Below are 23,730 nucleotides of genomic sequence, written 5' to 3'. Positions count from 1 at the left end.
CTACGGCGTCCGGTGGTGTCACGTGGCGTGGGGGGGGAGCGTCGAGACGCTCCCCGCCCACGCTGCGATCAGCTCAGCGTCAGCGTGAGCTTGGCGCTGTAGCTACCGGCCAGCTGGTGGGCCGGGACGTTCAGCGAGAGCGCGGCGGAGGCGTCGAAGCTGCCACCGGTGCCGTCGGTCTCGATCGGAGCGGAGCAGAGCGTGGCACCGTCCACGGCACCCTCGCTGCCGGCCACGGCGACGACCGCGTTGGTCGCCCCCGCGGTGGCCGCGCAGGACGGCGTCCAGGAGAGGTTGTCCTTGCTGATGCTTCCGCCGGGGGTACCGGTGAAGTCGGTGACCGTACCGGTGAGGCTCCACCCGAAGGTGCTGCCGCGGAAGTCGGTCACGGTGACCGTCGGCAGGCTGCCGGTGGTCTCCTGCTCGGAGCCGTTCAGGGTGATCGTCGAGAAGGTGACGTTGCCGCTGCCCGCGTCGCGGGACATGGCGAGGTTACCGGCGTTGATCGTCTGGGACAGGTTGTAGTCCAGCGAGCACTGCCCGGTGGTCGCCGACCCGGTCTTGGCGGTGCAGTCGTCGGACGAGGCAGCCCAGTTCGCGGTGGCGAACTGTGCGCCGGACATCGCGCCGATGTACTTGGTCGCCGGGTCGTTCACCGTGAACGTGGTGGTCAGACCACCACTGGCCGAGGCGGTCGCGGTGACCGACGGGTCCGAGGTGGCCGGGGGCGGCGGAACGCCCTGGAAGGCCTGGTATCCACCGACGGTGATGGTGGAGCCCGGGTTCCAGTTGGTGCCGCTGACCGCGATCGCGGTGCCGGAGCCGCCACCGTTGGGGGTGATGGAGAGCGTCGGAGCGCCGAGGATCGTGATCGGGGCGGTCACCGTGTTGGTGCCGTCGGAGACCACGATGCTGCGGGCGCCGGTGGTGGCGCCGGTCGGCACCTGGAGGGTGCCGGTGCCGTTGCCGCTGGCGTCGGTGGTGCCGGTGCCGGCACCCTGCGGGGTACCGCCGCCGCCGACGGCCTGCAGGTTCGCGGTGAGGTTGGCGTTCGCGTTCAGGCCGCTCGCCGAGAAGTTGATCGTGTTGCCGACCCGGGCGTGCGTGGTGACGCTCTGGCCGGTGATCGAGCTGACGCTGGCGCTGCCGCCGAAGACGTTGAACTCCTCGACGATCTGGGTCGCCTCGGGCGCACCCTTCGGGTTCGCGACACCCGCCTTCGAGCAGTACGTCGCCGCCTGCGCGTTGAACATGACCACCTGGTTGACGGTGGCGGTGGCCGCACCCGCGCCGCCGGCGACGTACGTGCCGGTGGCGGTGATGGTGCCGAGGTTACCGCCGGCCGGAACCGTGGCGCTCGGGTAGTTGGTGTGGCTCAGGGTGACGGTCCCGCTCTGGGAACCGCCGAGCGCCACCTTGACGGTGACCGGCACCATCCCGGCCTCCAGCGGAACCGGGCCGTTGGCCGAGCCGGTCTGCGCGGTGAAGGTGACGGTTACGGACTGACCCGGGGCCGGGGTGGCCGGCGACTGGGTCAGGCTGTAGGTGTCGTTCCAGGTGGTCGGAGACGACGGGCTGTTACCGTCTCCGAAGTAGATCGCGCAGCCCAGGGCGCCTGCGGTGGGACCGTAGGCCAGGGTGGGGGTGCTACCGACTACCAGGCCGACGGCAAGCGCCCCACCGGCGACCACCGCAGCTCTCGCTCTGTTTCTCATCTATGCCCGTTGTTCCTCTCGTGCGGGGGTGAGGGTCGGAACGTCAACAAGATGAACAGGTCGTTTCCCATGGTGGAACAACGTTCTACTTGTGATGTTGCTAATAAACTCGCCACCGGGGGAACTTGTCAACCACCGGACGGGCGAAAAGAAACCCCATCTCACATGCAGAAACAAATCCGAAGCAGAACGGGCGCCCCCGCCGCCCGCTCCGGGTTTGTCCGCACCGGCGGCGCGGGCCGGCCGGGGTGACACTACGCGTGACCGGAAAACTCCTTTACCCGCGACGATAGTTCGATCATCGTGACGTATCGGCCCCGCCCGCGCTTGCCTTCTCCGCGACGGCGATCGGGCCGGGCGGACGGCGCTCGAGCGCAAACCCTTACAGCGCAAGGGATCCAGCGCGCAGCCTCCTCCACCAGGGACGATGGGGCGCAGGTACGGCGCGCGGGCATCGGTCCGGCCGAATGGTCGGTAATCGCGAATGACGGGAAACGAATGCCACCCAGGCGATCTTTAGCGGTGTCCCAATCCAGCCCACCCGGGGGCCGCTGTTCACTGGGCGTGACGGGTTGCTCCTATTGACCGATACTTAGCGCAGCCACCACGCAAAGGAGGCTCGCGGGCGATCCCGCCGGGAATTCACCGCAGCCGAAGGGCGGGCCCATCCGCCATCCCTGCGGTGGCCGGGTCCGAGCGGTGAAAGTGGTCGTCGAATTCCGCTCCGGCGTCTCTGCATCTGGGATTCGCCCACCGCGGGTCTGTGGGCCCTCCCCGCCGGCGGGCCTCGTGACAACCCTGGGCTTCGTCGTGACACCCATGGGTCTCCCGTGGCACCCTCGAGGTCACACCGGCACGGGACGACCGCTCCTCGGACGCGCCCACCAGCTCTGGTAACAGTGTTTCCATCTTGTGGCCCTCTCGTCAAGACGGAAGGGGGGTTGCCCGCAGAGCGCGCAGCAGGCAGATTGGAAACACTGTTTCCCTGGGAGGTACCTTTGCGTTACGTCATCATTGGTTGCGGCAACGTCGGCATGGAGCTCGCCCGACGCTGGAGCGCCGCCGGGCACCACGTCACCGGCACCACCACCTCCCCGAGCCGGGTCGACGAGCTCAAGCAGATCTGCGCCGAGGTCGCCGTCCTGCGGGGCAGCGACAAGGAGGCCGTCGCCGCCGCCACCAAGGACGCCGACGCCGTCGTCCTGACCGTCAGCCCGCGGCTCAACCGCTCGTTCGACGCCGAGTCCCGCATCGCCGAGTACGCCGACACCCTCACCGCCACCGCGGCCACCGCGGCCTCCGTGCACCCGCGGGTCATCTTCGTCAGCTCGGTCTCGTCGTACGGCGCCGGCACCGGTCTGGTCATCGACGAGTCGACCCCGACGACCGACGACGCCGACGCCTCCCCGCGCAACTTCATCGCCGGTGAGGACGCCGTGCTCGCCACCCCGCGCGGCGCGGCCATCCGCATCCCGGACGTGCACGGCCACCCGCGCGACATCGACTACCCCGCCCGGGTACGGATGGCGCACGAGCTGCTCGGCGGCAGTGTCCCCTTCGACGGTGACGCCCTGCTCTACCGCATCGACTACCGCGACGCGGCGGCCGCGATCGACTTCGTGGTCAGCAACGACCTGGTCGGCGTCTACAACGCCGTACCGGACGCCGAAGTGCCCCCGACCAACCGGGAGTTCTTCGCCGAGATCTGCGCCGCCGAAGGGCTGCCGGAGCTGACCTACCGCGCGGAGATCCGCACCCCGCTGGTGCCGATCTCCTCGGCGAAGCTGCGCAGCGAGGGCTTCACCTTCTCCCACTAGGAGAACCGCCCCGGTTGCCACGCCCACCGCTCGCCGGGCGTGGCAACCGCCGGCCAGGTCAGGACGAACCGCTGTCAGGCCCACCGCCGGCCGAGGCCTACCGCGGGTAGCGGATCCGGAAGGCCAGCACCAGCACCAGCGCGACCGCCGCCGCCGCGACCCCCGCGAGGCTGAGCACCCCGGCCCGGTCGAACCCGGCGGGTTCACCCGGCTCGCCCTGCCCCCCGGCTACCGCGGAGAGTCCCGGCGCGGCGCTCACCGATGCGCCCGGCGGTCCCGTCAGCTCCCCCACCGACAGATCGGCCGGCAGGCCGAATCCCCAGTCCAGCAACGCCGCCCCCTGCTGCCAGCCCCGCGCCGGATTCGACTCCGCACCGAGCACGGTCACCAGCAACGTACGGCCGTCGCGCTCGGCGGCGCCGACGAATGTGTGCCGGGCCAGGTCGGTGAAGCCGGTCTTGCCACCCAGTGCCCCCGGATAGCGGTGCAGCAGCTGGTTGTCGTTGAAGATCTCGTACCCTTCGGCCTTCTGCGCCGGCTGCGCGGGCACCTGCGCCGAGCGGGTCGCGGCGTACCGGCGGAAGTCCTCCTGCGCGAAGCAGGCCCGGGCGATCAGCGCCAGGTCGTAGGCGCTGGTGTACTGCCCCGGCCCGTCCAGGCCCGACGGGGTCGCCGCATGAGTCTGGTACGCCCCCAGCTCCTCGGCCTTCGCGTTCATCGCCGCCAGGCCGCCGCGGACGTCGCCGGTCCCGCCGCCGAGCCGGGCGAGCACGTTCGCGGCGTCGTTGCCGGAGTTGAGCAGCAGTCCGAGCCAGAGCGTCTCGACGGTGTACCGGCCCCCCTCGACCAGCCCCATCGACGAACTGCCCGGCTCGTAGTCGAGGTCCTCCCGGGTCACCTGGACGACCTGCTGCGGATCGAGCTTCGGCAGCACGGCCGCGGCGAGGAGCAGTTTCTGGACACTGGCGGGGACGGCGTACTCGTGCGGGCCGCAGGCGCCGAGGACGTCACCGCTGGTCAGGTCGGCCACCAGCCAGGAGGTGGCGGTGACCTTCGGCGGCACCGGTGCCTCCGGTGGCGTCGCCAGGCCCGAGGTGGCCAGCGCGGCCCCGCCGACCTCCCGCCGCGACTGCTCCAACGCCGGCGGCGCCGGCGTGGCCGAGGCGCCGGGGCGTCCCACGGCCAGGGACGGGCAGGGAGTCGGTGCCGGTTCCGCGGCGGCCGCAGTGGCGGCGAGCGCGGGCGGGCCGGCGAGGGCGAGCGGGCCGGCGAGGGCGAGGAGGGTCGCGGCGAGCTTCACCACCAAATGTGAATGAAACATGAAAATGACGGTAAACCGGAACAAGTCTCGCCGAACGCAGATTCCGGATCCTCACCCGGCCGCGCTCCCGCCGGCCCGCGTGTCCTCGGGCAGTCTGGTGCTGGTCGGGCGACGACGGTGATCGTTCTTGATTACCGTCGCCGCCCGGGCGGAGTCTCAGGGCCGCGCTCAGTCAGTCGCGCCGGGCCTCCCCGGGGCCGCGGAACCGGTGCACCTCCTGCGGCCAGTCGAGCGCGGTCGCGAGCCGGCCGGCCCAGTACCGGGCCGTCGCATCGTCGGGCACGTCCACGACGGCGAAACCGCCGAGGTGCTCCTTGGTCTCGACGTACGGGCCGTCGCTGAAGACAGGCTTGCCGTCGACCGCCTCGACACTGCACAGCGCGGTGGACCGGTCGAGCCCGCCGTTGCTGAAGATCAGCACGCCGTCGGCCCGCATCTCCTCGATCACCGCCCGGCCGGCCACACCCTTCGCGCGCAACTGCTCCGCCGTGTGCTCGGCCACCCACTCGTCGTTGAACGCGATCAGGTACTCAGTCATGGTTGTCCCCTCCCAGCCCCCGGACGAGGGCCTTTGCCGACTCCTCCCGACGACCCGGCCGGCCGCCGCACACTGGTTCCACGAGCGGCCACACCCGGATACGACACCATCCCGGGAACTCCCGTTCGGATGGCGGCGCCAACCCTCAGGGCGCCTTCATGTCGCCAGGCTCAACGAGGAGAACGGTTTCGTCGGACCGCCCAGACTCGACCAGCGATCGCCGCGGCGATCGGCAGCAAGCAGCACAGGGTGGAGACGACCAGTTGCCATGGTTTGAGCATTCCCATGCCGCGAAGGTAGTCGCTTCTGATCACCATCACTGCCCCGCAGAGTCACGAGCGCCGGTCCGCGCCGATCAGACGAGACGTTGAATGTGCACCTTCGGGCGCTCGTTCTTGAGGTGGGCATGCTTGTGCCGACGGACCTGCTCGTCCCAGACCTCCTGCTCGTAATCAGGACTCGGCGGGATCCATCGGTGCGAGCCGTCGCTGTAGTGGAACCTCTCGTCGCCGAGACGGAGGATGCTCATCGGGTCCAGCCGAGGAAGCGATGACGCAGGCGACCGGCGGGGACGTGGGCCAGATCTTCTGCCGCGTCGACGAACTGGGCCGCCAGGTAGACGGTCAACGACACCGGGCCGCGCTCGTACTCCGCTCGCAGTTCGCGCTGCCGTGTGTGACAGGGCCAGTCGGCACCGCAACCGCCGCACGTCCAGGACGGTGTGATCGGCAGGTGTGTGGTCATCGTGGCAAATCCTGGCTCGGCCAGTGGCCGCGGTTGATCGGGATGCGGTGCCGCTGTCGACAGGGGAGGTCGCCTCCGCAGCCCTAGATGCGCCGCCAGTGCTGCCATGACCAGACGGACCGATGCCGGCGGGCGAGGGTCAGTGCCACCGCCAGGACGTACTCGTCGTAGGAGACCCGCCGGCGGCTGTTGTCCTGCCGCTGGTGGTCGTCCGGATCCCGCGCGGGATCCGCGGTCGAGCCCGCTGCATCGTTTGGCCTGGTCACCACGCCTCCCTGCCGACGCTTGAGGTCCCGTGGGCGCCCGATCTGCCGTTCCCGGCGACTGGGCACCCACGGCAGGACGACCCGGCCGCCAAGCTGGGAGCACCACCAATGCCTGAAGCCGCGTACCTGCAGGTCGCCCGAGATATCCGCGAGCAGGTCAGCTCCGGCCAGTTGAAGCCGGGCGACAAGCTGCCGTCGTTCGCCGCCCTCTGCGAGCACTACCACGCCAGTAACACGGTCATCCGCTCCGCCATGCTTCTACTGAAGGCCGAAGGACTCCTCGACGGCCGCCAGGGCAAAGGGCGTCTACGTCGCCGACCCACTTCCTCACCAGGCGCAAACGCCCCAGGCGCACCGTCCCGTACAAGTCACTACGACTCGGCGTTCTCACCCTGGAACCCCGCCTGTTGCCGTACCCATCCTGGCAACGTGGTCGCCGCATCCGCTCCTACTCGGTATCGTTGGGCCCGTTGGTCAACGGTGTTGCTGGGTACTTCGGTACCCAGGTACTGTGATCACCGGAAGGAGGGCCCATGGCCGCTACGTCCGCTCCCATCAAGGTCGATGTTGATACTGATCAACTCATCTCTCACGCTGCTCACTTCCTGGGCAAGGCCAAGAAGGATGTTGTCGACGCCGCCGTGCGTGAATACATCGATGCGCACCGCAGTGAGATCAACGAGGGCATTCGAGCCGCTCTGAGTCGACTCGACGGTTCATCCAAGTCCGCCGTCTCACTCCTTACCGATGTGCCAGTTGAGCAACTCGACGAGTACGGCGGCATGCCCGACGCCGGCTAGAACACATGGCTAGCTTTGAATGGGCTTGACATCTAAGCTCATCAGAATGAGCAGTGAGACCAGGCCCGTCCGGCCAACGCGTGCCTGCATGGCTGATCTTGAGGTTCGAGTTCCACCAATTACCGAGGCCCTCTGCAACCTCAATCACGACTTGATCGCAGAGGCTCAGCGCCTGCCCGAAGCACATGCGGCTGGCGGTGTTGAAAGGATCGCCACCCTCAAAGACCGCGTATGTTTCAAGGTCAAGAAAGGTCGTTGGCGGGGGGCAGCAACTCGTCTTCCAGAAGCAGACCACACGAATGCCGGCCCGCAGATCCGCGCTGCTCCCTGGTGGCTTGGCGCTGGTGGGTATCGACGCGAAGGCGATCCCGCCGACTTTTATGCGGCCCTTGCCGCAACTGTCGGCCGCACCGGCGGCTCATCCGACAAATGGCTGCCCAACGACTGGGACTGGAAACGCCTTAAACTAGAGCATGCGTTCGCTTGGGAAAAAGAGATCCGCAGGATCATCTGCGAGCTAATCGCGCGCTCCCTTCGCACCGGCTGCGCTTACCAGGCAGAGCTGCACAACTACAAAGTCACAGCTCTGGCCAGGGCTGCTGATGGTGAAACTTACCTGGCGGTCGGCGCAGAAAACGTTGCCGACCCTAAAATCTTCGCGGTTATCATCAATGCAGTTCCAGGCGTGGATCCCCACAGCTGGATGCCAGAGCCTAATGGCGTGGCAGATTTGAAGCCCGAACCTGGCGAAATTATCTGGTCAACCATTTTGCCGCCAGCTGTAGCTGCGCAGCTCCTTGAAAATCTTGACGACTGAGCGGAAAGGGCTCAGCTCCCCGCGCAGCAGTCATCCGCCTCGACGAGAGACGTCAGCGGCCGCCCGGGTCGGGTTCGCCGTCGACGCGGGCCAGGACCCGGACCGCGATCGTTCCGAGGTCGCGTAGCTGTTCCGGGTCGAGGGCGTCGATCACCAGTTCCCGGACCGTGCGTACGTGTCCCGGCGCGGTCGCGGCGACCTTGGCGTACCCGGCGTCGGTGAGGGTGGCGTTGGTGGCGCGGCCGTCGTCCGGGCAGGGGCTGCGCCGCACCCAGTCGCGCTGCTCCAACCGCCGTACGACGTGCGACAGCCGCGACAGCGAGGCGCTGGTGTACCCGGCGAGCGTACTCATCCGCAGGGTCCGCTCCGGTGCCTCGGAGAGGGCGGAGAGGACCAGGTACTCGAAGTGTGAGATGCCGGCCTGCTCCTGCAGGTCGGTGTCGAGCGCTGCGGGCAGCCGGATCAGCAGGGCCGCGAGCGCCCGCCAGTGCCGCTGCTGTTCGGCGTCGAGCCAGCGGGACGGCTCCGCGCCGGGCGGTGTGGGCGTCGTCATGCCGCCAGTCTACCCGGTTACTTGACGCTTCAAGTTATTCGGCTACGCTGGTGGCAGCAGCGAGAGGAGCACCATGAATGACCTGCTGAACCCCGCCGTCCCGGCCGGCGCCTACGCCGAGTTCCTCGACGAGGCGATCACCGCCAGCCGCGCCCAGCGACGCTGGACGCCCGACGACGGGGCGCTGCCCGCCCTCTACCTCGGCCACGGCGCGCCCCCGGTCTTCGACGACCCGCTCTGGATCCGGCAGTTCTTCTCCTGGGGCCAGTCGCTGCCCAAGCCCAAGGCCGTCCTGATCGTCAGCGCGCACTGGGAGTCCGCCCCGCTGAGTCTCTCCGCGTCGGCGGCCGGCACCCCGCTCGTCTACGACTTCGGCGGCTTCCACCCCGCCTACTACCGGATGACCTACCCCACCCCGGACGCCGGTGACCTGGCCCGCCGCGTCGCCGCCCTGATGCCCGACACCGAACCGGTGCACGAGCACCCGCGCCGCGGACTCGACCACGGGGCCTGGGTGCCGCTGAAGGTCATGTACCCGCTCGGGGACGTACCGGTGCTCCAGATGAGCATGCCCACCCACGAGCCGGACCGGCTGATGGAGATCGGCCGACGGCTGCGCCCGCTGCGCGAGGAGGGGGTGCTGGTCATCGGCTCCGGCTTCCTCACCCACGGCCTGCCGTTCCTGACCCGGGAGCAGTTCAGCGGCCGGGGAGTCGCCGGCTGGTCGGTCGAGTTCGACCAGTGGGCCGCCGACGCGCTGGCCCGCGGCGACGTCGACACCCTCGCCGCCTACCGTTCCGCCGCACCCGGCATGCCGTACGCGCACCCCACCGTCGAGCACTTCACGCCGATCTTCGTGACCCTCGGGGCGGCCGACCGCGCCGACGCCCGGATCCGCACGATGATCGACGGCTACCAGTTCGGGCTCGCGAAGCGCTCCTTCGAGATCGACTGAACCGTCCGGCTCCGGGCGCGTGGCCCGGAGCCGGGTGCCCAGCCGCGCGCATTACGATCGTCACTTCCAGCGGTGAGGCGACGGAGGACATGGTGAGCGAGAACCCCGGCGACGACGTACCCGAGATCAGCGGCGAGTGGTACCGGGACATCGTCGACTGGGCGAACTCCACACCGGAGTGGGTGCAGTGGTCCATGGGGCACTTCACCGAACTCTCGATCGTCCTGCTCGCCCTCTTCTTCGTGGTGGCCGCCTGGCCGTACCTCGGACGCGGGGCGCCCGGCTGGGCCCGGATCGGCGCCGCCGGCATCGGCGTCGTCATCGCGTACGCGGCCAGTGAAGGCCTCAAGGTGATCGTGGACCAGGAGCGGCCCTGCCGTGTCTTCGCCGACGCGGTCATCGTCGCCTCGGAGTGCCCGCCCACCGGCGACTGGTCATTCCCCAGCAACCACTCCACGATCGCCGGAGCGCTCGCGGCGGCGGTCTTCCTCCTCTCCCGCCGGCTCGGCTGGATCGCCCTTCTCATCGGGATGCTCTCGGCCTTCTCCCGGGTCTTCGTGGGTGTGCACTACCCGCACGACGTGGTCTTCGGCTTCCTCTACGGCGTGGTGATCGCGTCGCTGGTCGCGCTGCTGCTCACCAAGCCGTTCACCGCCCTGCTGCGCAAGACCACCCACCGCGCCAAGGAACCGGTCAACCGCTGACCACGGCGGGCCCGGCGACCGCAGGGACTCAGCCGAGCAGCGCCACGGCCGTCGCCACCCCGAGGATCAGGAACGGGCCGAAGGGCAGGTGACCGCTCCAGCGCAGCCGGCCGGCGACCAGGCCGACCACGCCGGCCAGTCCGGCCGCCAGGAACGTCACGAAGAGGCCGAAGACCAGCGCGCCCCAGCCCAGCCAGCCGAGGATCGCCCCCGCGCCGAGCGCCAGCTTCGCGTCGCCGAGCCCGAATCCGCGCTGCCCCAGCAGCAACGCGCTGGCGGCGAAGCAGGCCGCCAGGCCGGCCCCGGCCGCGGCGGCCCGTAGCCAGCCGCCACCGTCGGCCGGGCCCCAGAGCACGGCCGCGCCGAGCAGCAGCGCCACCGCGGCGTTCGCCGGCCAGGTGAGCCGGTCCGGCAGCCGGTGCACGGCGACGTCGATGAAGCCCAGCGGAACGGCGCAGAGCAGCCACGCCCCGACCGCGGCCAGCTCGAACGGCGGTAGCCCGCTCGCCCAGAGCAGCACCAGCACCGCGATCAGCGCCGCCTCGACCGTCAGCGGTGGCGCACCGGCCCGGCCGCCGCAGCGCGCGCAGCGGGCGACCGGGGTGAGGGGGCGCAGCGGACGGTCCAGCCCGATCGGGGCGGCGCAGCGGTCGCAGGCACGGCGCTGGGGCGTACCGGTCGGCACCGACCAGGCGATGATCCGGTCCCGTAGCAGCGGCGCGACCGTGAGCACGGTGGCGACCCGGCGCGGCCACCGCCGCCGGCCGACGTCGACCAGCGCCGAGTTGGTGACACACTGTGATGATGTCGTCACAATGAACTCGCGGATGACGCGGAAAGCGACCCCGGGAAACTGCTCGCATGCTCCGGAAATCGCCACGCGAGCCGCCTCCGGGCCGCCAATTGATCATTGAAAAACGTCATCACGCAGCGTACTCGCCTTCGCTACATCTTTTGCATTTCGCAAGCTCAGCCTATGCTCGCCCCGTGGACGGCGCACACCCTGAAAGCCCGCTCCACGACCCGGATCGACAATTTCGGCACCCGTCAAACGGCGACACCAGCAATTGGTCAACTTCAACTGGATTCCGGTCCCGGGCCGGGCCCTGACGCCCTGCGCCCCGCTCGCCGCCGGACCCGCGGGCCCGGCCGGAGCAAGCAGAGGAGGGGACGCACCGTTGCCAGCACGATCCCCGCTCCGCGCCGCCGGCGCGATCCTCGCGGGCGCCCTCCTCGTCACCGGCTGCGGCACCCCCGGACCCGGACCGCTCCCCGACCCCACCCGGGCCGCCCCCGTCTCCACCGTGGACGCCGCCGACCGGCAGGCCGCCGAACGCGCCGCCCTCGATGCGTACGCGGGCTATCTGCGCGCCTCGCGGGAGGCGAACCGGGCCGGCGACCCACTGCACCCGGCCCTCACCGACTACCTCGCCGATCCACTGCTGACCCAGGTGCGCCTGGCCATCCGCGACGCCCACGACCACGGCGCCCGCCGGACCGGCACGCTCACCAGTGACCCGACGGTCACCCTGGTCAGCCTGGAGGGGAGCCCGCCGACGGTCGAGATCCAGGACTGTCTGGACGCCACCGGCTACCGCCTGATCTATGTGGACGGCGATCGTGCCGTCCCCGGCAGTGCCGGGCAGCGCTACCTGGTCACCGCTACCGCCACCCGCTACCACGATCGCTGGCTGATCAATACCGGCGCCGCCCACCGGGACCAACCATGCTGACACTCCCTCGCCGCGCGTACGCGCTCGCGGCCCTGCTCTTCCTGCTGCTCTCGCTCCTCGTCGCACCCGCCCCGGCCGCGCAGGCCGACCCTGGCGGCTCCTGCCCCCCGACCGAGCCCGACTGCCACGTCTGGGACGACCAGAAACCGCGACCACGCCCCGGCGACCCCGGCGACGGCAAACCCGGCGACGGTGGCGGCGGCGGCAAACCGGCCGTCTGCATGCGTGACGGGGAACCCGTCAAGTGCTACGACGAGCTGCTCGGCTGGTTCAACAACTCCGACGGCTGCTACTACAAGCTGCAGGAACCGCAGCCGGAAGATGTCGCCGAGGGCAAGAAGCGGTACCTCCGCAGCTGCAACGGCCAACTCGACACTGTGGAGCTCGACACCCCGCCGGACGGATTCGGCGCACCCCCCGACCCGCAGGAGCTCGCCTGGCGGGCCTACGCCAAGATCACGCTGGCCGCGCCACCGATCTCGGTCGCACCCCGGCCGGCCGCCGGGCCCGGCCTGGTCGGCCTGCCCGTCTGGCTCTGGGCCGACCGGGACAGCCGCTGGTGGCAGCTGAGCGCCAGCGACACCGAGCGGGGACTGACCGTACGGATCACCGCCGAGGTCACGAAGATCGTCTGGGACCTCGGCAACGGCGACCAGGTCACCTGTCCTCCCGGCGGCGGCACCGCGTACGACCCGGCCCGCGACGCCGGGCGCACCCCCGAATGCGGACTCCCGCAGGGCTACCAGCGCCCCGGCGACTACGCCATCCACGCCACCACGCACTGGACCGTGCGCTGGAGCAGCAGCAGCGGCGCCGGGGGCGAACTGCCCCCGCAGGTCCGCACCAGTGACCCGACACCGATCCGGATCGACGAACTTCAGGTGGTGACGCAGTGAGCGTGGTGACCCACGACGAACCGGTGGACGCCCCGGTCGCCCCACCGCGGATCCTGCGGCAGCGCCGGATGCGCCCCGGGCTGCTCGGGCTCGCCGTGCTGCTGGTGGTCCTCGGCGGACTCGGCTCCGCCTTCGCGGTCACCTCGGTCCGCGCCACCGGCAGCTACCTCGCCATCGCCCGGCCGCTGCCCATCGGCACGGCACTGACCGCCGAGGACCTGGCCACCGTCCAGCTCGCCGGCGGCCAGGGGCTGACCCCGGTCCCCGCCGACCGGATCGACGAGGTGCTCGGCAAGCGCGCCACCGTGGCGCTGGTGCCCGGCACGCTGCTGACGATGGCGCAGCTCACCGACGCCCCGCTGCTCGCCCCCGGCCAGCAGCAGGTGGCGCTCGGGCTCAAACCCACCCAGGTCCCGGCCCGCCGCCTGCAACCCGGCGACCCGCTGCTGCTGGTCAGCACCCCCCGCAGCGGCGAGACGCAGACCACCGCCACCCGTTTCGAGGCGACGGTGATCGACAGCGACGCGCCGGACCGGGGCAACGTCGTCGTCTACGTGGCGCTCGCCGCCCGGGATGTGCCGGCGGTGGTCGCGCTCGCCGCCGAGAACCGGATCGCCGTAGTCCTCACCACGGCGGGCTGACCTGTGGCGATCATCGCCCTGGTCTCCGCCAAGGGCTCCCCCGGAGTCACCACGACCGCCCTGGCCTGCACGCTGACCTGGCAGCGCCGGCTGGTGCTCGCCGAATGCGACCCCGCCGGCGGCTCGGTCCTCGCCGGCTACCTCGGCGGCGCGCTCGAAGGCCCGCGGGGCCTCGGCGAACTCGCCGTCGGGGAACTGCGCGACGGCAACCTGGAGCGCCACTTCTGGTCCCAGCTGGTCGACCTGGACGCCCCGCGCCGGGAGCGCCTGCTCCTGCCCGGCGTCCTCGACCCGGTCCAGGCCGGCAGCGTCGCCCCGCTCTGGCACCGCTTCGCCGACTTCTTCGCCGACCTGGAGCGGGGCCGCCCGGCGTACGACGTGCTCGCCGACTGCGGCCGGCTCAGCGTCGCCTCGCCACCGTGGCCGGTGCTGCGGGCCGCCGCCCTGGTCCTGGTGGTGACCGCCCCCCGCCTGCCCGACCTGGCGCTGGCCCGGGCCACCGTACGCGCGATCGCACGCGACTTCGTCGCGCAGCGGGTGCCGACGGACTCGCTGCGGCTGCTGCTGGTCGGGGCGGGGCACGGGCGCTTCGAGGTGGCGAAGGCGATGCGGCTGCCGGTCATCGGCCACCTGCCCGACGACCCGCGCAGCGCCCAGGTCCTCGGCCACGGCGGGACGGTGCGCCCGAACCGGCCGCTGCTGCGCGCCGCGGCCGCGCTGGAGAACCCGGTCGGTGACCTGCTGGAGCGGCGCGCCGCCCGGCTGGGGCACCCGGCCGTCGCGGAGGTCAGCGATGCGGTTTGAGGCCGTCTCCCACGATCCCCGGCCGGCGGCCGACCCGGCCGTCGCCATCCCCGCACCGCTGCGCCCGGACCCGCAACCGGCGGCGCCGAACCCGCCGCCCCGCCCCCGGCCCCGGGTGGACTTCGCCCTGGTCCGGGAGCTGCGCCGGGACCTGAGCGAACGCCTCACCCACTGGCAACGCGGCCGCGACCACGACGCCGGCGCCGAGGACGCCGAACGGGCCCGGCTCGCCGTCACCGTCGTCAGCGAGTACGCCGACAGCGTCCGCCGGTCCGGCACCCCGATGCCCGCCGGGGAGGAGCGGCTCCTGCTCGACCAGGTCATCGCCGAACTCGCCGGCCTGGGCCGGCTGCAGACCCTGCTTGTCGACACCACGATCGAGGAGGTGCACATCCTCGGCTGCGACCAGGTGCGCATCGCCCGGCACGGCGGCGGAGTGGAGTGGTCCGACCCGATCGCCGACAGCGACGAGGAGCTGGTGGAGATCCTCCAGGCGGTGGCCCGCCGGGCCGGCGCCACCGAACGTTCCCTCTCCACCGCCAAGCCCACCCTCGACCTGCAGCTGCCCGACGGCAGCCGGCTCGCCGCGGTCTTCCTGGTCAGCCACCGCCCGTACGCGGTTATCCGCCGTCACAACACCCTCGATGTGTCGCTGGAGGACATCAGCGGCGCCCGCCCCGACCTCGACGAGATGATCGACCCGCTGATCCGGGACTTCCTGCGCGCCGCCACCGCCGGCGGGCTGAACATCATGGTCGCCGGGCTCGCCGGAGCGGGCAAGACGACGGTGATCCGGGCGCTGATGAACGAGATCCCCGCCGACGAGCCGTACGTGCTGCTGGAGGAGAGCCGCGAGCTGCTGCCGGCCCGGCGGGGTGAGCGGCACCGGGCGGTGCTGAGCTTCGAGTCCCGGGAGGGGCACGGCGAACGCGGCCCCGACGGCCGCCCGGCGGGCGAGGTGACGATCGCCGACCTGATCCCGCTGGCGCTGCGGATGGGGGTGCTCCGGGTCATCGTCGGCGAGGTCCGCTCCCGGGAGATCGTCCCGATGCTGCAGGCGATGACCACCAGCCGCGGGTCGATGTGCACGATCCACGCCCGCACCCCGGCCGGGGTCAGCGAACGGATCATCGAGCTGGCGCTGTCGCACGGCCGGGAGATGACCGTGGAGCAGGCCCGGCGGATGGCCGGCAACGCCCTCGACCTGATCGTCTACGTGACCGTCGAGGACGAGAGCGCCATCGGCGGACGCAAGCACCGTTTCGTCTCCCAGATCGAGGAGGTCGTCGGGGTCGGCGAAGGCAACCGGATCATCACCACCACCGTCTTCGGCCCCGGCCCGGACGGGCGCGCGGTGCCGCGGCACCTGCCCGAGCGGATCCGCGACCAGCTGCTGCGGGCCGGCTACGACCTGCGCGCCCTGGCCCGGTACGTCGAGGCGGGCACCGGCGCCTGGCGCCGTCCCCGGCACAGCCGGCTGCAACGGCCGGAGCCGGCCCGGTGAGCGGCCTGGAGAACCTCCGATTCATCGCGGTCCTCTCCGGCACCGCCTCGGTGGCCGGGCTGCTGCTCGCCCTCGTCGCGCTCACCGGCACCCGCCGTCCGCCCCGCCCGCCGGGGCGGGTCGCCGCCCGGCTGCAGCGAATGCGCCACGGCGGCGGCCGGGACGCGTCCGCCCGCCGCTGGCTGCTGATCGTCGCCGCCACCGCCGGGGCGCTGGCCTTCCTGCTGACCGGGTTGCCGGTGGTCGGGCTGCTGGTGGCGCTCGCGGTGCCCGGCGCGCCGTGGCTGTTCACCGTCGGGCGGGCCGAGCAGCGGGCCATCTCACGCATCGAGGCGGTCGGCGAGTGGACCCGCCGGCTCAAGGACGTCTCCGGCACCGGCCAGGGGCTGCAACAGGCGATCGTCGGCACCATCCACACCGTCCCCGACGAGATCGCCGAGGAGGTACGCACCCTCGCCGCCCGGCTGCAGGCGGGCTGGCAGGCGCGTAACGCCCTGCTGGCCTTCGCCGACGAGATCGCCGACCCGGTCTGCGACCAGGTGGTGGCGGCGCTGATCCTGCACCTCAGCGACCGGGGCGAGCGGCTCGGCGACGTACTCGCCTCGATCGCGAGCGCGGCGGCGGCCGAGGTGGGGACCCGGCGGGAGGTGGAGGCCAAGCGGACCCAGCCGCGCTTCGCGGTGCGATTCCTGACCGGGATGACCCTGCTGGTGCTCGGCTACGGCCTGCTCAACCCCGAGTACATGCGCCCGTACGGCACACCGGCCGGGCAGGCGGTGATGGTGGTCCTCGGCGGTGGTTTCGTCGCCCTGCTGGCCTGGGTGCGTTCGATGAGCCTGCCGCCGCCGGCGCCGCGCTTCCTGCGTCCGGTCGGGGCCGGGGAGGTGCACTGGTGATCGCCAACCCGCCGCTGACGATCGCGGTCATCTCCGGCGCGACTGCCGGGCTGGGCCTCTTCCTGCTGGTCCGCGAGGCGTTGCCGAGCAGCCCGGCGCTCGCCCCGGCGCTGCGCCGTCTGCACCGGCCGATCCGCACCAGTGCCACCGCCGCGCGTTCCAACCTGGACTGGCTGACCGGTGCCACCCGCTGGCTGCGCCCGCCCACCCGGGACCTCGCGCTGCTCGGCCGCACCCCCGAGCAGTACGCGCTGTCGCTGCTGCTCTCCGCGCTGATCGGGCTCGCCGCCCCCGGGGTGGCGACGGCGCTGGCGAGCGCGGGCGGCTGGCGCCTACCGGTGGTGCTGCCGGTCGCCGCCGGGCTGGGGCTGGCGTTCCTGGCCGCCCTGCTGGCGCACCGGGACGTACTCGCCCGGGCGACGCGGGCCCGACGGGAGTTCGCCCGGGCCGTCTGCACCTACCTGGATCTGGTGGCGTTGCAGCTGGCCGCCGCTCACGGGCCGGTGCAGGCGCTGGAGCAGGCCGCGGCGGTCTGCGACGGCTGGGTCTTCGAACGCATCCGCGACTCGCTGCGGATCGCCCAGCTGCAGATGCACGCCCCCTGGGCGGAGCTGCGGGAACTCGCCGAGGAGATCGGCGTACCGGAGCTCGGGGACGTCGGGGCGATCATGCAGTCGTCCGGCACGGAGGGCGCGCAGGTCCACGAGACGCTGCGGCAGCGCGCCGACTCGCTGCGCGACCAGATCCGCACCGACAACCTGGCCCGCGCCGAGGCGGTCACCGGCCGGCTCGACATTCCCGGCGCGCTGCTGGTCTTCATCCTCGTCGGCTTCGTCCTCTATCCATTCCTCACCCGGATCTGACTCGTGAACGGACGCGAACCATGGCGCTGATCTCGTACCTGCACGTTCTGCTCGTCACCCGTCTCGCCGAGCTGCGGCGCGAGCCCGAACGCGGCGACGGCCCGGTGCCGACCGCGATCATCATCGCCGGCCTGGCGGTCCTCGCAGTGGGCGTGGTCGCCTGGGCGCTCGGCCTGGTCAACGAGTTCATGGACACCACCATCGGCGGTACGCCGTCGGTGCCGAAGCCCTGACATGACACGGCGTACACCGGCCCAGCGGGACCGGGGGGCGAGCCCGGTCGAGCTGGCGATCACCATGCCGGCGATCCTGCTGCTGCTCTTCGCCTCGATCCAGGTGGCGGCGGTCTTCCTGGCCCGCTCGGTGGCGTTGAACGCGGCACAGATCGGGGTGAACGCCACCCGGGTCCTGGACGGGGTCGACGAGGCCGAAGGGGAGGCACAGGCCCGGGAGTTCGTCGCCGGCGCCGGTGACTGGCTGACCCTCGGCACCGTCGAGGCCAGCCGGGGTGAGCGCGAGGTGACGGTGACCGTCAGCGGCGAGGCGCTCTCGATCCTGCCCGGTGTGCGCTTCCCGATCTCCCAGACGGCCCACGGCCCGGTGGAGCGCTTCACGGAGCCGGCCCCGTGACGTCCTCGCAGTCCGACGTGGAGCACCTCGGCGAACCCGGGGCGGACGGTGCCGCAAGGCGTGAAAAGGACAGCGCCGCCAAGCGCGAAAAGGACAGCGCCGCGAGGCGCGGAGGGGATGGCGCCGTACCCGGTCGGGAGCGCGGGTCGGTGACGGTGGAGGTCGCCATTCTGGCGCCGGCCTTCCTGATGCTGATCGTGCTCGCGGCGGTCGTCGGGCGTACGGCGGTGGCGCAGAACGCCGTCGACCTGGCCGCCCACGACGCGGCCCGGGCCGGTTCGATCTCCCGGACCCTGGAGGGGGCCCGGGCCGACGGCGAGGTGCAGGCCCGCGCCCGGCTGGCCGAGGCCGGGCTGAACTGCGGCTATCTGGAGGTGACGCTCGGCGGTATCGACGGGCGCACCGGCCGGGTGATCAGCCTCGCGGAGGCGTTCGCCGTCCCGGTCGGCGAGCCGGTGTCGATCAGCTCGTCGGTCGTCTGCGACGTCGCCCTGGACGACCTGGTCGGCGCTCCCGGCAGTCGGCGGGTCGAGGCGTCGTTCGTCTCCCCGATGGACCGCTACCGGGCCCGGGGCGTCACCCAGGAGAGCCGGGGACCGGCCGTGGTCGCACCGGAGCGGCCATGAGCAGCGGCGCCGGGCGCGGGGACGCCGGCCGGGTCAGCGTCTTCCTGGCCATCGCGCTGCTGGCGGTGCTCGCCGTCATCGGACTGACCTACGACGGCTCCGCCCAGCTGCGGATGACCCAGCGTGCGGAGAACCTGGCCGCGGAGGCGGCCCGTACCGGCGGCCAGGAGATCGACCGTGGTGCCGCCGTCGGCGGCGGCGTGAAGGCCATCGACCCGGCGGCGGCGACAGCCGCCGCCTACCGCTATCTGGACAGCGTGACGCTGCCGGAGAACGTGCACCTGACCCGCAGCGCCCGCCAGGTGCCCGACCCCGACGGCGGCGCGCCCACCCGCCTCGAGGTGACAGTGATCCTGACCTACGAGCCGGTGATGCTCAGCCTCTTCGGCGCCGGTGACCTCACCGCCACCGGCAGCGCCACCGCCCGCTTGCTCACCGAACGCCCCTGACCTCGTACGCCGTGCCGCAGCAGGAGGAGAAGATCGTGATGCCGACCCGGATCTCGACGCCCCGGCGGATCGGGCGGTTCATTGCCGGGCTGGGGGCGCTGGCCCTGCTGGTGGTGCTCCTCGCCGGCGCACCGGCAGCACTGGTGGCCTTCGGCGGCAACCCGTTGCCCGATCACGTGCCGACCTTCGCCGAGGTGGCCGCCGGGCTGACCAGCCGCGACGACGGGCAGCTTTTTCTGCGGGTGCTCGCCCTGGCGGGCTGGTTCGGCTGGGGCACCTTCGCCGTCTCGGTAGCGGCCGAGGCCGTCGCGCTGCTGGGCCGGCGCTCCGCGCCGCGCCTGCCGGGGCTGGCCCGGCAGCAGCAGGTGGCGGCGGCGCTGCTGGGGGCGCTGGCGCTGCTCGCCCCGCTCGGGGCGGCGGCCGGCACGCTCGCGGGCACCACGGCCGTCGGCAGCGCCGACACCGCAGCGGGGGTGGCTGCGGGTGGGGCGGGGGTGGCCGGGGCGGGTGCGGGCGTACCGGTGCGGGCCCATCAGGAGGGGCGGTTGGTGTACCGGGTGGCGCGTGGCGACTACCTCGGCGGGGTGGCGCAGCGCTACCTCGGCGACTTCGACCGCTATCCGGAGCTGGCGAAGCTCAACGACATCGGCGACCCGGATCTGATCCACCCCGGACAGCAGGTACGCCTTCCGGCCTCGGCCGAGGACGCCGGGCCCGCGCGGCACGCCGGAGGCCGGACCATCCGCAACACGCCGGCCCCGCCACCGCAGCGTCCGCCGTCGACCCGGCCGCAGCAGCCGCCGTCGCAGGCAACCCCACCACCGGCGGACCCGGTCCAGCCGACGGCGTCGGCGGCACCCTCGGAAAGGCCCGTCACGCCGGGAGCACCCACCACCGCAGGAACTCCCACCACCTCAGGGGCACCCACCACCTCGGGGGCGCCGTCGACGTCCGGGGCGCCCGCCGGTGCCCCCGCCGGCCGGTACGACGCCGCCGAGCGCGCCGACCCGCAGCTCAACCGACCGCTGGCGATCTCCGCGGTGCTCGCCGTGGCGGCCATCATCGGCGCGCAGGCCGGAGCACTGCTCGGGCTGCGCCGCCGCCAGCGGCCGCGACGAGACTGACGCTCAGACGCGAGCCTGGAGCATGCCGTCCACGACGCGGGTGCTGAGCACCTGCTGGTCGGTGCTCGCCGGGCCGTGCACGATCTCGCCGCCGCCGAGGCGGAAGGTGCTGCCGTGCCAGGGGCAGACCACGCAGGGGTTGCCGTCGATCTCGACGACGTCTCCCTCGCCGAGCGGGCCGCTCTCGTGCGGGCAGCGCTCCAGCATCACGGTGATGTCGTCGCCGTCGTGGTAGACGATCACCGATACGCCGTCGACCTCCCGGGTGACCATCGTCCGCTCCGGCAGGTCGGCCAGGTCGATGACCGGGTGCCAGCCCTCGTCGATCCGGTTCAGCTCGGCGATGCTCTGGTTGACCTGGGCACCCTGCTTGTAGACCAGGTGCCCGCCGACGTACGCCCCGGCGCTGACGGAGGAGAACCCGACGAAGCCGAGCGTACGGCCGAGGCGGTGCCGTCCGGTCAGGCGCGCGACCAGTGACCCGGTGTAGCAGACGAGGCCGATGCTGTTGGCGACCGCGTGCACCAGGCCGACGCGGCGCTGCTCGGAGTTCAGATGGGACCAGTCGTTGGTGCCGGTCAGCGCGGCGGGCACGGCGCTGGCGACGCCGACGCCGACGAGCACGGTCGCGGCGTGCCGCTGGCCGGAGGCCTGTGGTTTGCGGGCCGGCAGGAGGTCGAGGATCACACTGGACGCCCAGGCGCCGACCGGCAGCTGGACGAGCGCCGGGTGCAGGGCATGGCCCAGCCACACGCCGTGCAGCGCGTCCCGCACCTTGCGCGAGCGGATCACGCCGAGAACCCGCTGCTGCAGTCGATCACTGATCCGGTCCAGGCCCTTGGCCTGTTCGATCTTCGTCAAGACGGACATACGGCGAGGATTCCCCGTAAGCGGCCTTCAAAACCGGCGAACGGTGACGGCGGCGTCACTGGCTGCCGTCACCGGCGATCTCGAGGCCGGCCCGCGCGCCGCCGCGGCCGAGCAGGTGTCCGCTGATCCGGTCGAGCGCGGCGCTGTAGCGCCGGCGCTGGTCGTCGGTCAGCGCCGGGTCGGCGAGGGCCCGGCTCAGGTCGATCAGCCGCAGCCGCGGGTCGAGTTCGACGAAGGTGGGGAGCGCCCGCAGTCCGGCGACCTCCCAGCGGCCGTCCCGGCCCGACGGCGCGAAGCTCGCCTCGATCATCGCGCCGTCCCGGTTGGCGTCGGCCGGTTCGGCGTGCCGGGCGAGCTGGTTGCCGAGCCCGTACGCGATCCAGGTGCCGTTCACGCGTTCGACGGGCTGCACGGCGTGGGCGTGGTGGCCGACGACCAGGTCGACGGCGCCGAGGGCGGCGAGCTGTCTGGCGACTTCCTGCTGCCGGTCGTCGGGCTGGTGGGCGTACTCGGTGCCCCAGTGCAGGCTGGCGATGACGATCTGGGCGCCGGCGTCGCGGGCGGCGGCGGCGTCGCGGCGGATGCGCTCCGGGTCGATCCGGTTGACCAGCCAGGGCGCCTCCGGTGGCGGCCGCAGGCCGTTGAGGCTCTCGGTGTAGCTCAGGTGCGCGATCGGCACCTGCTTGATGCGGTAGATGGTGGGGCGGCCGGCCTCGGCAGCGTTGCGGTACGCCCCGCTGTGGCCCAGTCCGGCGCGCTCGACGGCGTCGACGGTGCGCACGACGCCGTCGTACCCCTGGTCGAGGGTGTGGTTGGAGGCCACGGAGCAACCGTCGTAGCCGGCGCTGCGGATTCCGCCGAGGACCTCCTGCGGGGCGGCGAAGCTCGGATATCCCTGGTACGGCCCGCCGGGCGGGGCGAGCGGGGTCTCCAGGTGGCAGAGCGCGAGGTCCGCGCCGCCGACGGCCGGGCGCAGGCCGGCGAAGATCGGCGCGAAGTCGGGCCGGTCGTTCCGGCCGTCGGCCAGTGCCTGCTCCCAGACCGGCGGGTGGACCAGGACGTCACCGGCGGCGAGGATGCTGATCCGGCGGTCGGCGTCCGTCGGGTCGGCCGTCCCGGGCTGGGCGGTGGCGGTAGCCGGGGTCGTCGCGGCCGCGACCGGGGCTCCGGCGTCGGCTCCGGCGTCGGCTCCGGCGTCGGCTCCGGTGTCGGCGGAGCTGCCGCCGGTCTCGGTCGAGGTGCTGCCGGCGGTGTCGGCCGGCCGGGGTGGTCGCGGCGCGCCGAGGTACCAGGTCGCGCTGACGGCGATCACCAGGGCGAGCAGCAGGCCGAGCAGGAGCCGGTAGGGGAGCGGGAACCGGCTCGGCCGCGCCGAACGATGCATTCCGGCCATTGGCCAAGGCTAATGGGGCAATAGCCGAAAACCCGACTTTTAACCAGGAACCGGCGCGCCGGGACCGGGCACCGTGACCGGAGTGCCGGCCGGGGTGACCAGGGCTCGGGCCGCCACCGCGAGCCGCCGTGCGTTCGGCACCACGGCCCGTCGGCCGAAGACGTCGTAGCCCTGGGCGGCGACCTCGTCGAGGATGCCGCCGTAGAGCAGGTACGCGGTGCGGATGCAGGCCTGCGAGGCCGGGGTGAGCAGGGTGACCCCGGCGGCCGCGGCGGCGTAGTGGCTGCGGGCCCGCCCCACCTCGTACGCGATCAGGTCCCGCACCGCCGGCGGGGTGGCGCCGTCGCGGGCGGCGGCGAAGAGGTCCGCGGCGGTCAGCCCGAACCGGTCCAGGTCCTCCTCCGGCAGGTAGACCCGCTCGCGCTCCAGGTCCTCGGCGACGTCGCGGATGAAGTTGGTCAGCTGGAAGGCCAGGCCGAGCTGCCGGGCCGGCTCCCGGGCGGCGGCCAGGTCGTCGCTGCCGAGGATCGGCAGCATCATCGTGCCGATCACCGCCGCCGAGCCCTCCATGTAATCGAGCAGGTCGTCGTAGGTCCGGTACGACCGGATGGTCAGGTCCATCTCCATGCTGCGCAGAAAGAGGGTGAAGTCGCTGCGGTCGAGGTTGAAGACCGCGATGGTGTGCAGCACCGCCGGCAGCAGCGGATCGTCGATCGGTGCGCCGTGCAGGCCGGTGGTGAAGCGGGCCGACCAGTCGTGCAGCAGGTGGGCCCGCCGCGCCGGGCTCAGCTCGCCGGTGCGGTCGACGATCTCGTCGGCGTAGCGGGCGAAGCCGTAGAGGGCGTGCACGTGTCGGCGTTTCCAGGCGGGCAGCAGCCGGGTCGCGAGATAGTAGGTGCGCCCGTGTCGTTTGTGCAGCTCACGACAGTATTCGTAGGCCGCGTTGAGGTCGTCCGCCACGACACACTCCCCTTCAGAAACGACGCAAGAATCGACGCAACAGCTTCAGCCTAGGGTATGCTCGCCCACCAGGCCACCGAAACGACGCGACGTGGGCCGTACCGGCGCCCC

General features: G+C 72.1%; 28 protein-coding genes and 1 pseudogene. 18 read left to right on the top strand and 11 right to left on the bottom strand.

Going from position 1 to position 23,730, the window contains the following annotated elements; all coding sequences use genetic code 11:
• Positions 1-68: 68 nt before the first annotated feature.
• Positions 69-1,715, bottom strand: coding sequence for a WxL domain-containing protein (locus ACK8GG_RS01070; RefSeq protein WP_440355290.1), 1,647 nt, complete (start codon positions 1,713-1,715; stop codon positions 69-71).
• A 998-nt stretch (positions 1,716-2,713) separates the two neighbouring features.
• On the opposite strand from ACK8GG_RS01070, the gene ACK8GG_RS01065 reads away from it, so the two are divergent.
• Positions 2,714-3,532: an NAD(P)-binding domain-containing protein gene (locus ACK8GG_RS01065; protein ID WP_440355289.1), complete on the top strand. Its 819-nt coding sequence runs from the start codon at positions 2,714-2,716 to the stop codon at positions 3,530-3,532.
• Between the two features lie 97 nt (positions 3,533-3,629).
• Here the strand turns inward: ACK8GG_RS01065 and ACK8GG_RS01060 are convergent, their stop codons facing one another.
• The 5 genes from ACK8GG_RS01060 to ACK8GG_RS01040 form a co-directional block, all read right to left on the bottom strand.
• Entirely contained in the window at positions 3,630-4,853 is a 1,224-nt protein-coding gene (locus ACK8GG_RS01060) for a D-alanyl-D-alanine carboxypeptidase family protein (RefSeq protein WP_440354459.1), read from the bottom strand.
• Positions 4,854-5,025: 172 nt separating this feature from the next.
• A complete protein-coding gene (locus ACK8GG_RS01055) occupies positions 5,026-5,391 on the bottom strand; it encodes a YciI family protein (protein WP_440352165.1) in 366 nt (121 codons plus the stop codon).
• A gap of 355 nt (positions 5,392-5,746) precedes the next feature.
• Positions 5,747-5,920 carry a hypothetical protein gene (locus ACK8GG_RS01050; RefSeq protein WP_440352166.1) on the bottom strand — a complete coding sequence of 58 codons (174 nt, stop codon included), beginning with the start codon at positions 5,918-5,920 and terminating at the stop codon, positions 5,747-5,749.
• Positions 5,917-6,135 (bottom strand): flavin reductase, encoded by a 219-nt coding sequence (locus tag ACK8GG_RS01045; protein WP_440352167.1) that lies wholly within the window; start codon positions 6,133-6,135, stop codon positions 5,917-5,919. Before ACK8GG_RS01045 ends, ACK8GG_RS01050 begins: the two co-directional genes overlap by 4 nt.
• Before the next feature lie 83 nt (positions 6,136-6,218).
• The gene (locus ACK8GG_RS01040; RefSeq protein ID WP_440352168.1) at positions 6,219-6,401 is read right to left on the bottom strand and encodes a hypothetical protein; all 183 of its coding nucleotides are present in this window, start codon (positions 6,399-6,401) and stop codon (positions 6,219-6,221) included.
• 108 nt (positions 6,402-6,509) lie between these two features.
• On the opposite strand from ACK8GG_RS01040, the pseudogene ACK8GG_RS01035 reads away from it, so the two are divergent.
• From ACK8GG_RS01035 to ACK8GG_RS01025, 3 genes and pseudogenes are all read left to right on the top strand, one after another.
• Positions 6,510-6,729 (top strand): annotated as a pseudogene (locus tag ACK8GG_RS01035) (winged helix-turn-helix domain-containing protein); the annotation flags it as partial.
• Between the two features lie 205 nt (positions 6,730-6,934).
• Positions 6,935-7,201 (top strand): hypothetical protein, encoded by a 267-nt coding sequence (locus ACK8GG_RS01030; protein ID WP_440352169.1) that lies wholly within the window; start codon positions 6,935-6,937, stop codon positions 7,199-7,201.
• Between the two features lie 88 nt (positions 7,202-7,289).
• Positions 7,290-8,018, top strand: coding sequence for a hypothetical protein (locus ACK8GG_RS01025; RefSeq protein WP_440352170.1), 729 nt, complete (start codon positions 7,290-7,292; stop codon positions 8,016-8,018).
• 52 nt (positions 8,019-8,070) lie between these two features.
• Here the strand turns inward: ACK8GG_RS01025 and ACK8GG_RS01020 are convergent, their stop codons facing one another.
• Positions 8,071-8,571, bottom strand: a complete 501-nt coding sequence (locus ACK8GG_RS01020; protein WP_440352171.1) for a MarR family winged helix-turn-helix transcriptional regulator — start codon at positions 8,569-8,571, stop codon at positions 8,071-8,073.
• 73 nt (positions 8,572-8,644) lie between these two features.
• Here ACK8GG_RS01020 and ACK8GG_RS01015 point away from each other — a divergent pair, with 73 nt between their 5' ends.
• Together ACK8GG_RS01015 and ACK8GG_RS01010 are read left to right on the top strand one after the other, a co-directional pair.
• Positions 8,645-9,526 carry a dioxygenase family protein gene (locus ACK8GG_RS01015; protein ID WP_440352172.1) on the top strand — a complete coding sequence of 294 codons (882 nt, stop codon included), beginning with the start codon at positions 8,645-8,647 and terminating at the stop codon, positions 9,524-9,526.
• Positions 9,527-9,618: 92 nt separating this feature from the next.
• On the top strand, positions 9,619-10,230 hold the full coding sequence (locus tag ACK8GG_RS01010; RefSeq protein ID WP_440352173.1) for a phosphatase PAP2 family protein: 612 nt from the start codon (positions 9,619-9,621) through the stop codon (positions 10,228-10,230).
• 28 nt (positions 10,231-10,258) lie between these two features.
• Here the strand turns inward: ACK8GG_RS01010 and ACK8GG_RS01005 are convergent, their stop codons facing one another.
• Positions 10,259-11,044, bottom strand: coding sequence for a prepilin peptidase (locus ACK8GG_RS01005; RefSeq protein WP_440352174.1), 786 nt, complete (start codon positions 11,042-11,044; stop codon positions 10,259-10,261).
• A 364-nt stretch (positions 11,045-11,408) separates the two neighbouring features.
• Between ACK8GG_RS01005 and ACK8GG_RS01000 the strand changes: the two genes are divergently transcribed.
• From ACK8GG_RS01000 to ACK8GG_RS00945, 12 genes are all read left to right on the top strand, one after another.
• A complete protein-coding gene (locus ACK8GG_RS01000) occupies positions 11,409-11,963 on the top strand; it encodes a hypothetical protein (protein ID WP_440352175.1) in 555 nt (184 codons plus the stop codon).
• Entirely contained in the window at positions 11,957-12,859 is a 903-nt protein-coding gene (locus ACK8GG_RS00995; protein ID WP_440352176.1) for a hypothetical protein, read from the top strand. Before ACK8GG_RS01000 ends, ACK8GG_RS00995 begins: the two co-directional genes overlap by 7 nt.
• Positions 12,856-13,500 carry an SAF domain-containing protein gene (locus tag ACK8GG_RS00990; RefSeq protein WP_440352177.1) on the top strand — a complete coding sequence of 215 codons (645 nt, stop codon included), beginning with the start codon at positions 12,856-12,858 and terminating at the stop codon, positions 13,498-13,500. Before ACK8GG_RS00995 ends, ACK8GG_RS00990 begins: the two co-directional genes overlap by 4 nt.
• Positions 13,501-13,503: 3 nt before the next feature.
• A complete protein-coding gene (locus ACK8GG_RS00985; RefSeq protein WP_440352178.1) occupies positions 13,504-14,304 on the top strand; it encodes a CpaE/TadZ family protein in 801 nt (266 codons plus the stop codon).
• Positions 14,294-15,808, top strand: coding sequence for a TadA family conjugal transfer-associated ATPase (locus tag ACK8GG_RS00980; protein ID WP_440352179.1), 1,515 nt, complete (start codon positions 14,294-14,296; stop codon positions 15,806-15,808). The genes ACK8GG_RS00985 and ACK8GG_RS00980 overlap by 11 nt, the downstream gene beginning before the upstream one ends.
• A complete protein-coding gene (locus tag ACK8GG_RS00975; protein ID WP_440355671.1) occupies positions 15,757-16,704 on the top strand; it encodes a type II secretion system F family protein in 948 nt (315 codons plus the stop codon). Before ACK8GG_RS00980 ends, ACK8GG_RS00975 begins: the two co-directional genes overlap by 52 nt.
• Positions 16,704-17,567, top strand: coding sequence for a type II secretion system F family protein (locus tag ACK8GG_RS00970; RefSeq protein ID WP_440352193.1), 864 nt, complete (start codon positions 16,704-16,706; stop codon positions 17,565-17,567). Before ACK8GG_RS00975 ends, ACK8GG_RS00970 begins: the two co-directional genes overlap by 1 nt.
• 20 nt (positions 17,568-17,587) lie before the next feature.
• On the top strand, positions 17,588-17,800 hold the full coding sequence (locus ACK8GG_RS00965) for a hypothetical protein (protein ID WP_440352180.1): 213 nt from the start codon (positions 17,588-17,590) through the stop codon (positions 17,798-17,800).
• 1 nt (position 17,801) lies between these two features.
• A complete protein-coding gene (locus ACK8GG_RS00960) occupies positions 17,802-18,197 on the top strand; it encodes a TadE/TadG family type IV pilus assembly protein (protein WP_440352181.1) in 396 nt (131 codons plus the stop codon).
• 149 nt (positions 18,198-18,346) lie between these two features.
• Positions 18,347-18,823: a TadE family protein gene (locus tag ACK8GG_RS00955; RefSeq protein ID WP_440352182.1), complete on the top strand. Its 477-nt coding sequence runs from the start codon at positions 18,347-18,349 to the stop codon at positions 18,821-18,823.
• Positions 18,820-19,272, top strand: a complete 453-nt coding sequence (locus ACK8GG_RS00950; RefSeq protein ID WP_440352183.1) for a pilus assembly protein TadG-related protein — start codon at positions 18,820-18,822, stop codon at positions 19,270-19,272. Before ACK8GG_RS00955 ends, ACK8GG_RS00950 begins: the two co-directional genes overlap by 4 nt.
• Before the next feature lie 11 nt (positions 19,273-19,283).
• Positions 19,284-20,396, top strand: coding sequence for a LysM peptidoglycan-binding domain-containing protein (locus ACK8GG_RS00945; protein WP_440352184.1), 1,113 nt, complete (start codon positions 19,284-19,286; stop codon positions 20,394-20,396).
• Between the two features lie 3 nt (positions 20,397-20,399).
• On the opposite strand, the gene ACK8GG_RS00940 is transcribed toward ACK8GG_RS00945, so the two are convergent.
• From ACK8GG_RS00940 to ACK8GG_RS00930, 3 genes are read right to left on the bottom strand one after another with little or no spacing between them, the layout of a single operon-like run.
• Positions 20,400-21,266, bottom strand: a complete 867-nt coding sequence (locus ACK8GG_RS00940; protein WP_440352185.1) for a Rieske (2Fe-2S) protein — start codon at positions 21,264-21,266, stop codon at positions 20,400-20,402.
• Positions 21,267-21,321: 55 nt separating this feature from the next.
• Positions 21,322-22,659, bottom strand: coding sequence for a CapA family protein (locus tag ACK8GG_RS00935; RefSeq protein WP_440352186.1), 1,338 nt, complete (start codon positions 22,657-22,659; stop codon positions 21,322-21,324).
• A 39-nt stretch (positions 22,660-22,698) separates the two neighbouring features.
• Complete coding sequence (locus ACK8GG_RS00930; protein WP_440352187.1) at positions 22,699-23,619, bottom strand: phytoene/squalene synthase family protein; 921 nt, start codon at positions 23,617-23,619, stop codon at positions 22,699-22,701.
• Positions 23,620-23,730: the final 111 nt, after the last annotated feature.

It is taken from the genome of Melissospora conviva, assembly GCF_049523535.1.
Taxonomy (GTDB): Bacteria; Actinomycetota; Actinomycetes; order Mycobacteriales; family Micromonosporaceae; genus Melissospora; species Melissospora conviva.
Note: the sequence above shows the minus strand (reverse complement) of the source record. Positions and strands in the feature narration are given on the sequence as shown.

Bases quoted from the DNA above. Each gene is read 5' to 3' on its own strand.
- ACK8GG_RS01070 (WP_440355290.1), bottom strand. From the start codon at position 1,715: ATGAGAAACAGAGCGAGAGCTGCGGTGGTCGCCGGTGGGGCGCTTGCC.
- ACK8GG_RS01060 (WP_440354459.1), bottom strand. From the start codon at position 4,853: ATGTTTCATTCACATTTGGTGGTGAAGCTCGCCGCGACCCTCCTCGCC.
- ACK8GG_RS01055 (WP_440352165.1), bottom strand. From the start codon at position 5,391: ATGACTGAGTACCTGATCGCGTTCAACGACGAGTGGGTGGCCGAGCAC.
- ACK8GG_RS01050 (WP_440352166.1), bottom strand. From the start codon at position 5,920: ATGAGCATCCTCCGTCTCGGCGACGAGAGGTTCCACTACAGCGACGGC.
- ACK8GG_RS01045 (WP_440352167.1), bottom strand. From the start codon at position 6,135: ATGACCACACACCTGCCGATCACACCGTCCTGGACGTGCGGCGGTTGC.
- ACK8GG_RS01030 (WP_440352169.1), top strand. From the start codon at position 6,935: ATGGCCGCTACGTCCGCTCCCATCAAGGTCGATGTTGATACTGATCAA.
- ACK8GG_RS01025 (WP_440352170.1), top strand. From the start codon at position 7,290: ATGGCTGATCTTGAGGTTCGAGTTCCACCAATTACCGAGGCCCTCTGC.
- ACK8GG_RS01020 (WP_440352171.1), bottom strand. From the start codon at position 8,571: ATGACGACGCCCACACCGCCCGGCGCGGAGCCGTCCCGCTGGCTCGAC.
- ACK8GG_RS01015 (WP_440352172.1), top strand. From the start codon at position 8,645: ATGAATGACCTGCTGAACCCCGCCGTCCCGGCCGGCGCCTACGCCGAG.
- ACK8GG_RS00995 (WP_440352176.1), top strand. From the start codon at position 11,957: ATGCTGACACTCCCTCGCCGCGCGTACGCGCTCGCGGCCCTGCTCTTC.
- ACK8GG_RS00980 (WP_440352179.1), top strand. From the start codon at position 14,294: ATGCGGTTTGAGGCCGTCTCCCACGATCCCCGGCCGGCGGCCGACCCG.
- ACK8GG_RS00965 (WP_440352180.1), top strand. From the start codon at position 17,588: ATGGCGCTGATCTCGTACCTGCACGTTCTGCTCGTCACCCGTCTCGCC.
- ACK8GG_RS00960 (WP_440352181.1), top strand. From the start codon at position 17,802: ATGACACGGCGTACACCGGCCCAGCGGGACCGGGGGGCGAGCCCGGTC.
- ACK8GG_RS00950 (WP_440352183.1), top strand. From the start codon at position 18,820: ATGAGCAGCGGCGCCGGGCGCGGGGACGCCGGCCGGGTCAGCGTCTTC.
- ACK8GG_RS00940 (WP_440352185.1), bottom strand. From the start codon at position 21,266: ATGTCCGTCTTGACGAAGATCGAACAGGCCAAGGGCCTGGACCGGATC.
- ACK8GG_RS00935 (WP_440352186.1), bottom strand. From the start codon at position 22,659: ATGGCCGGAATGCATCGTTCGGCGCGGCCGAGCCGGTTCCCGCTCCCC.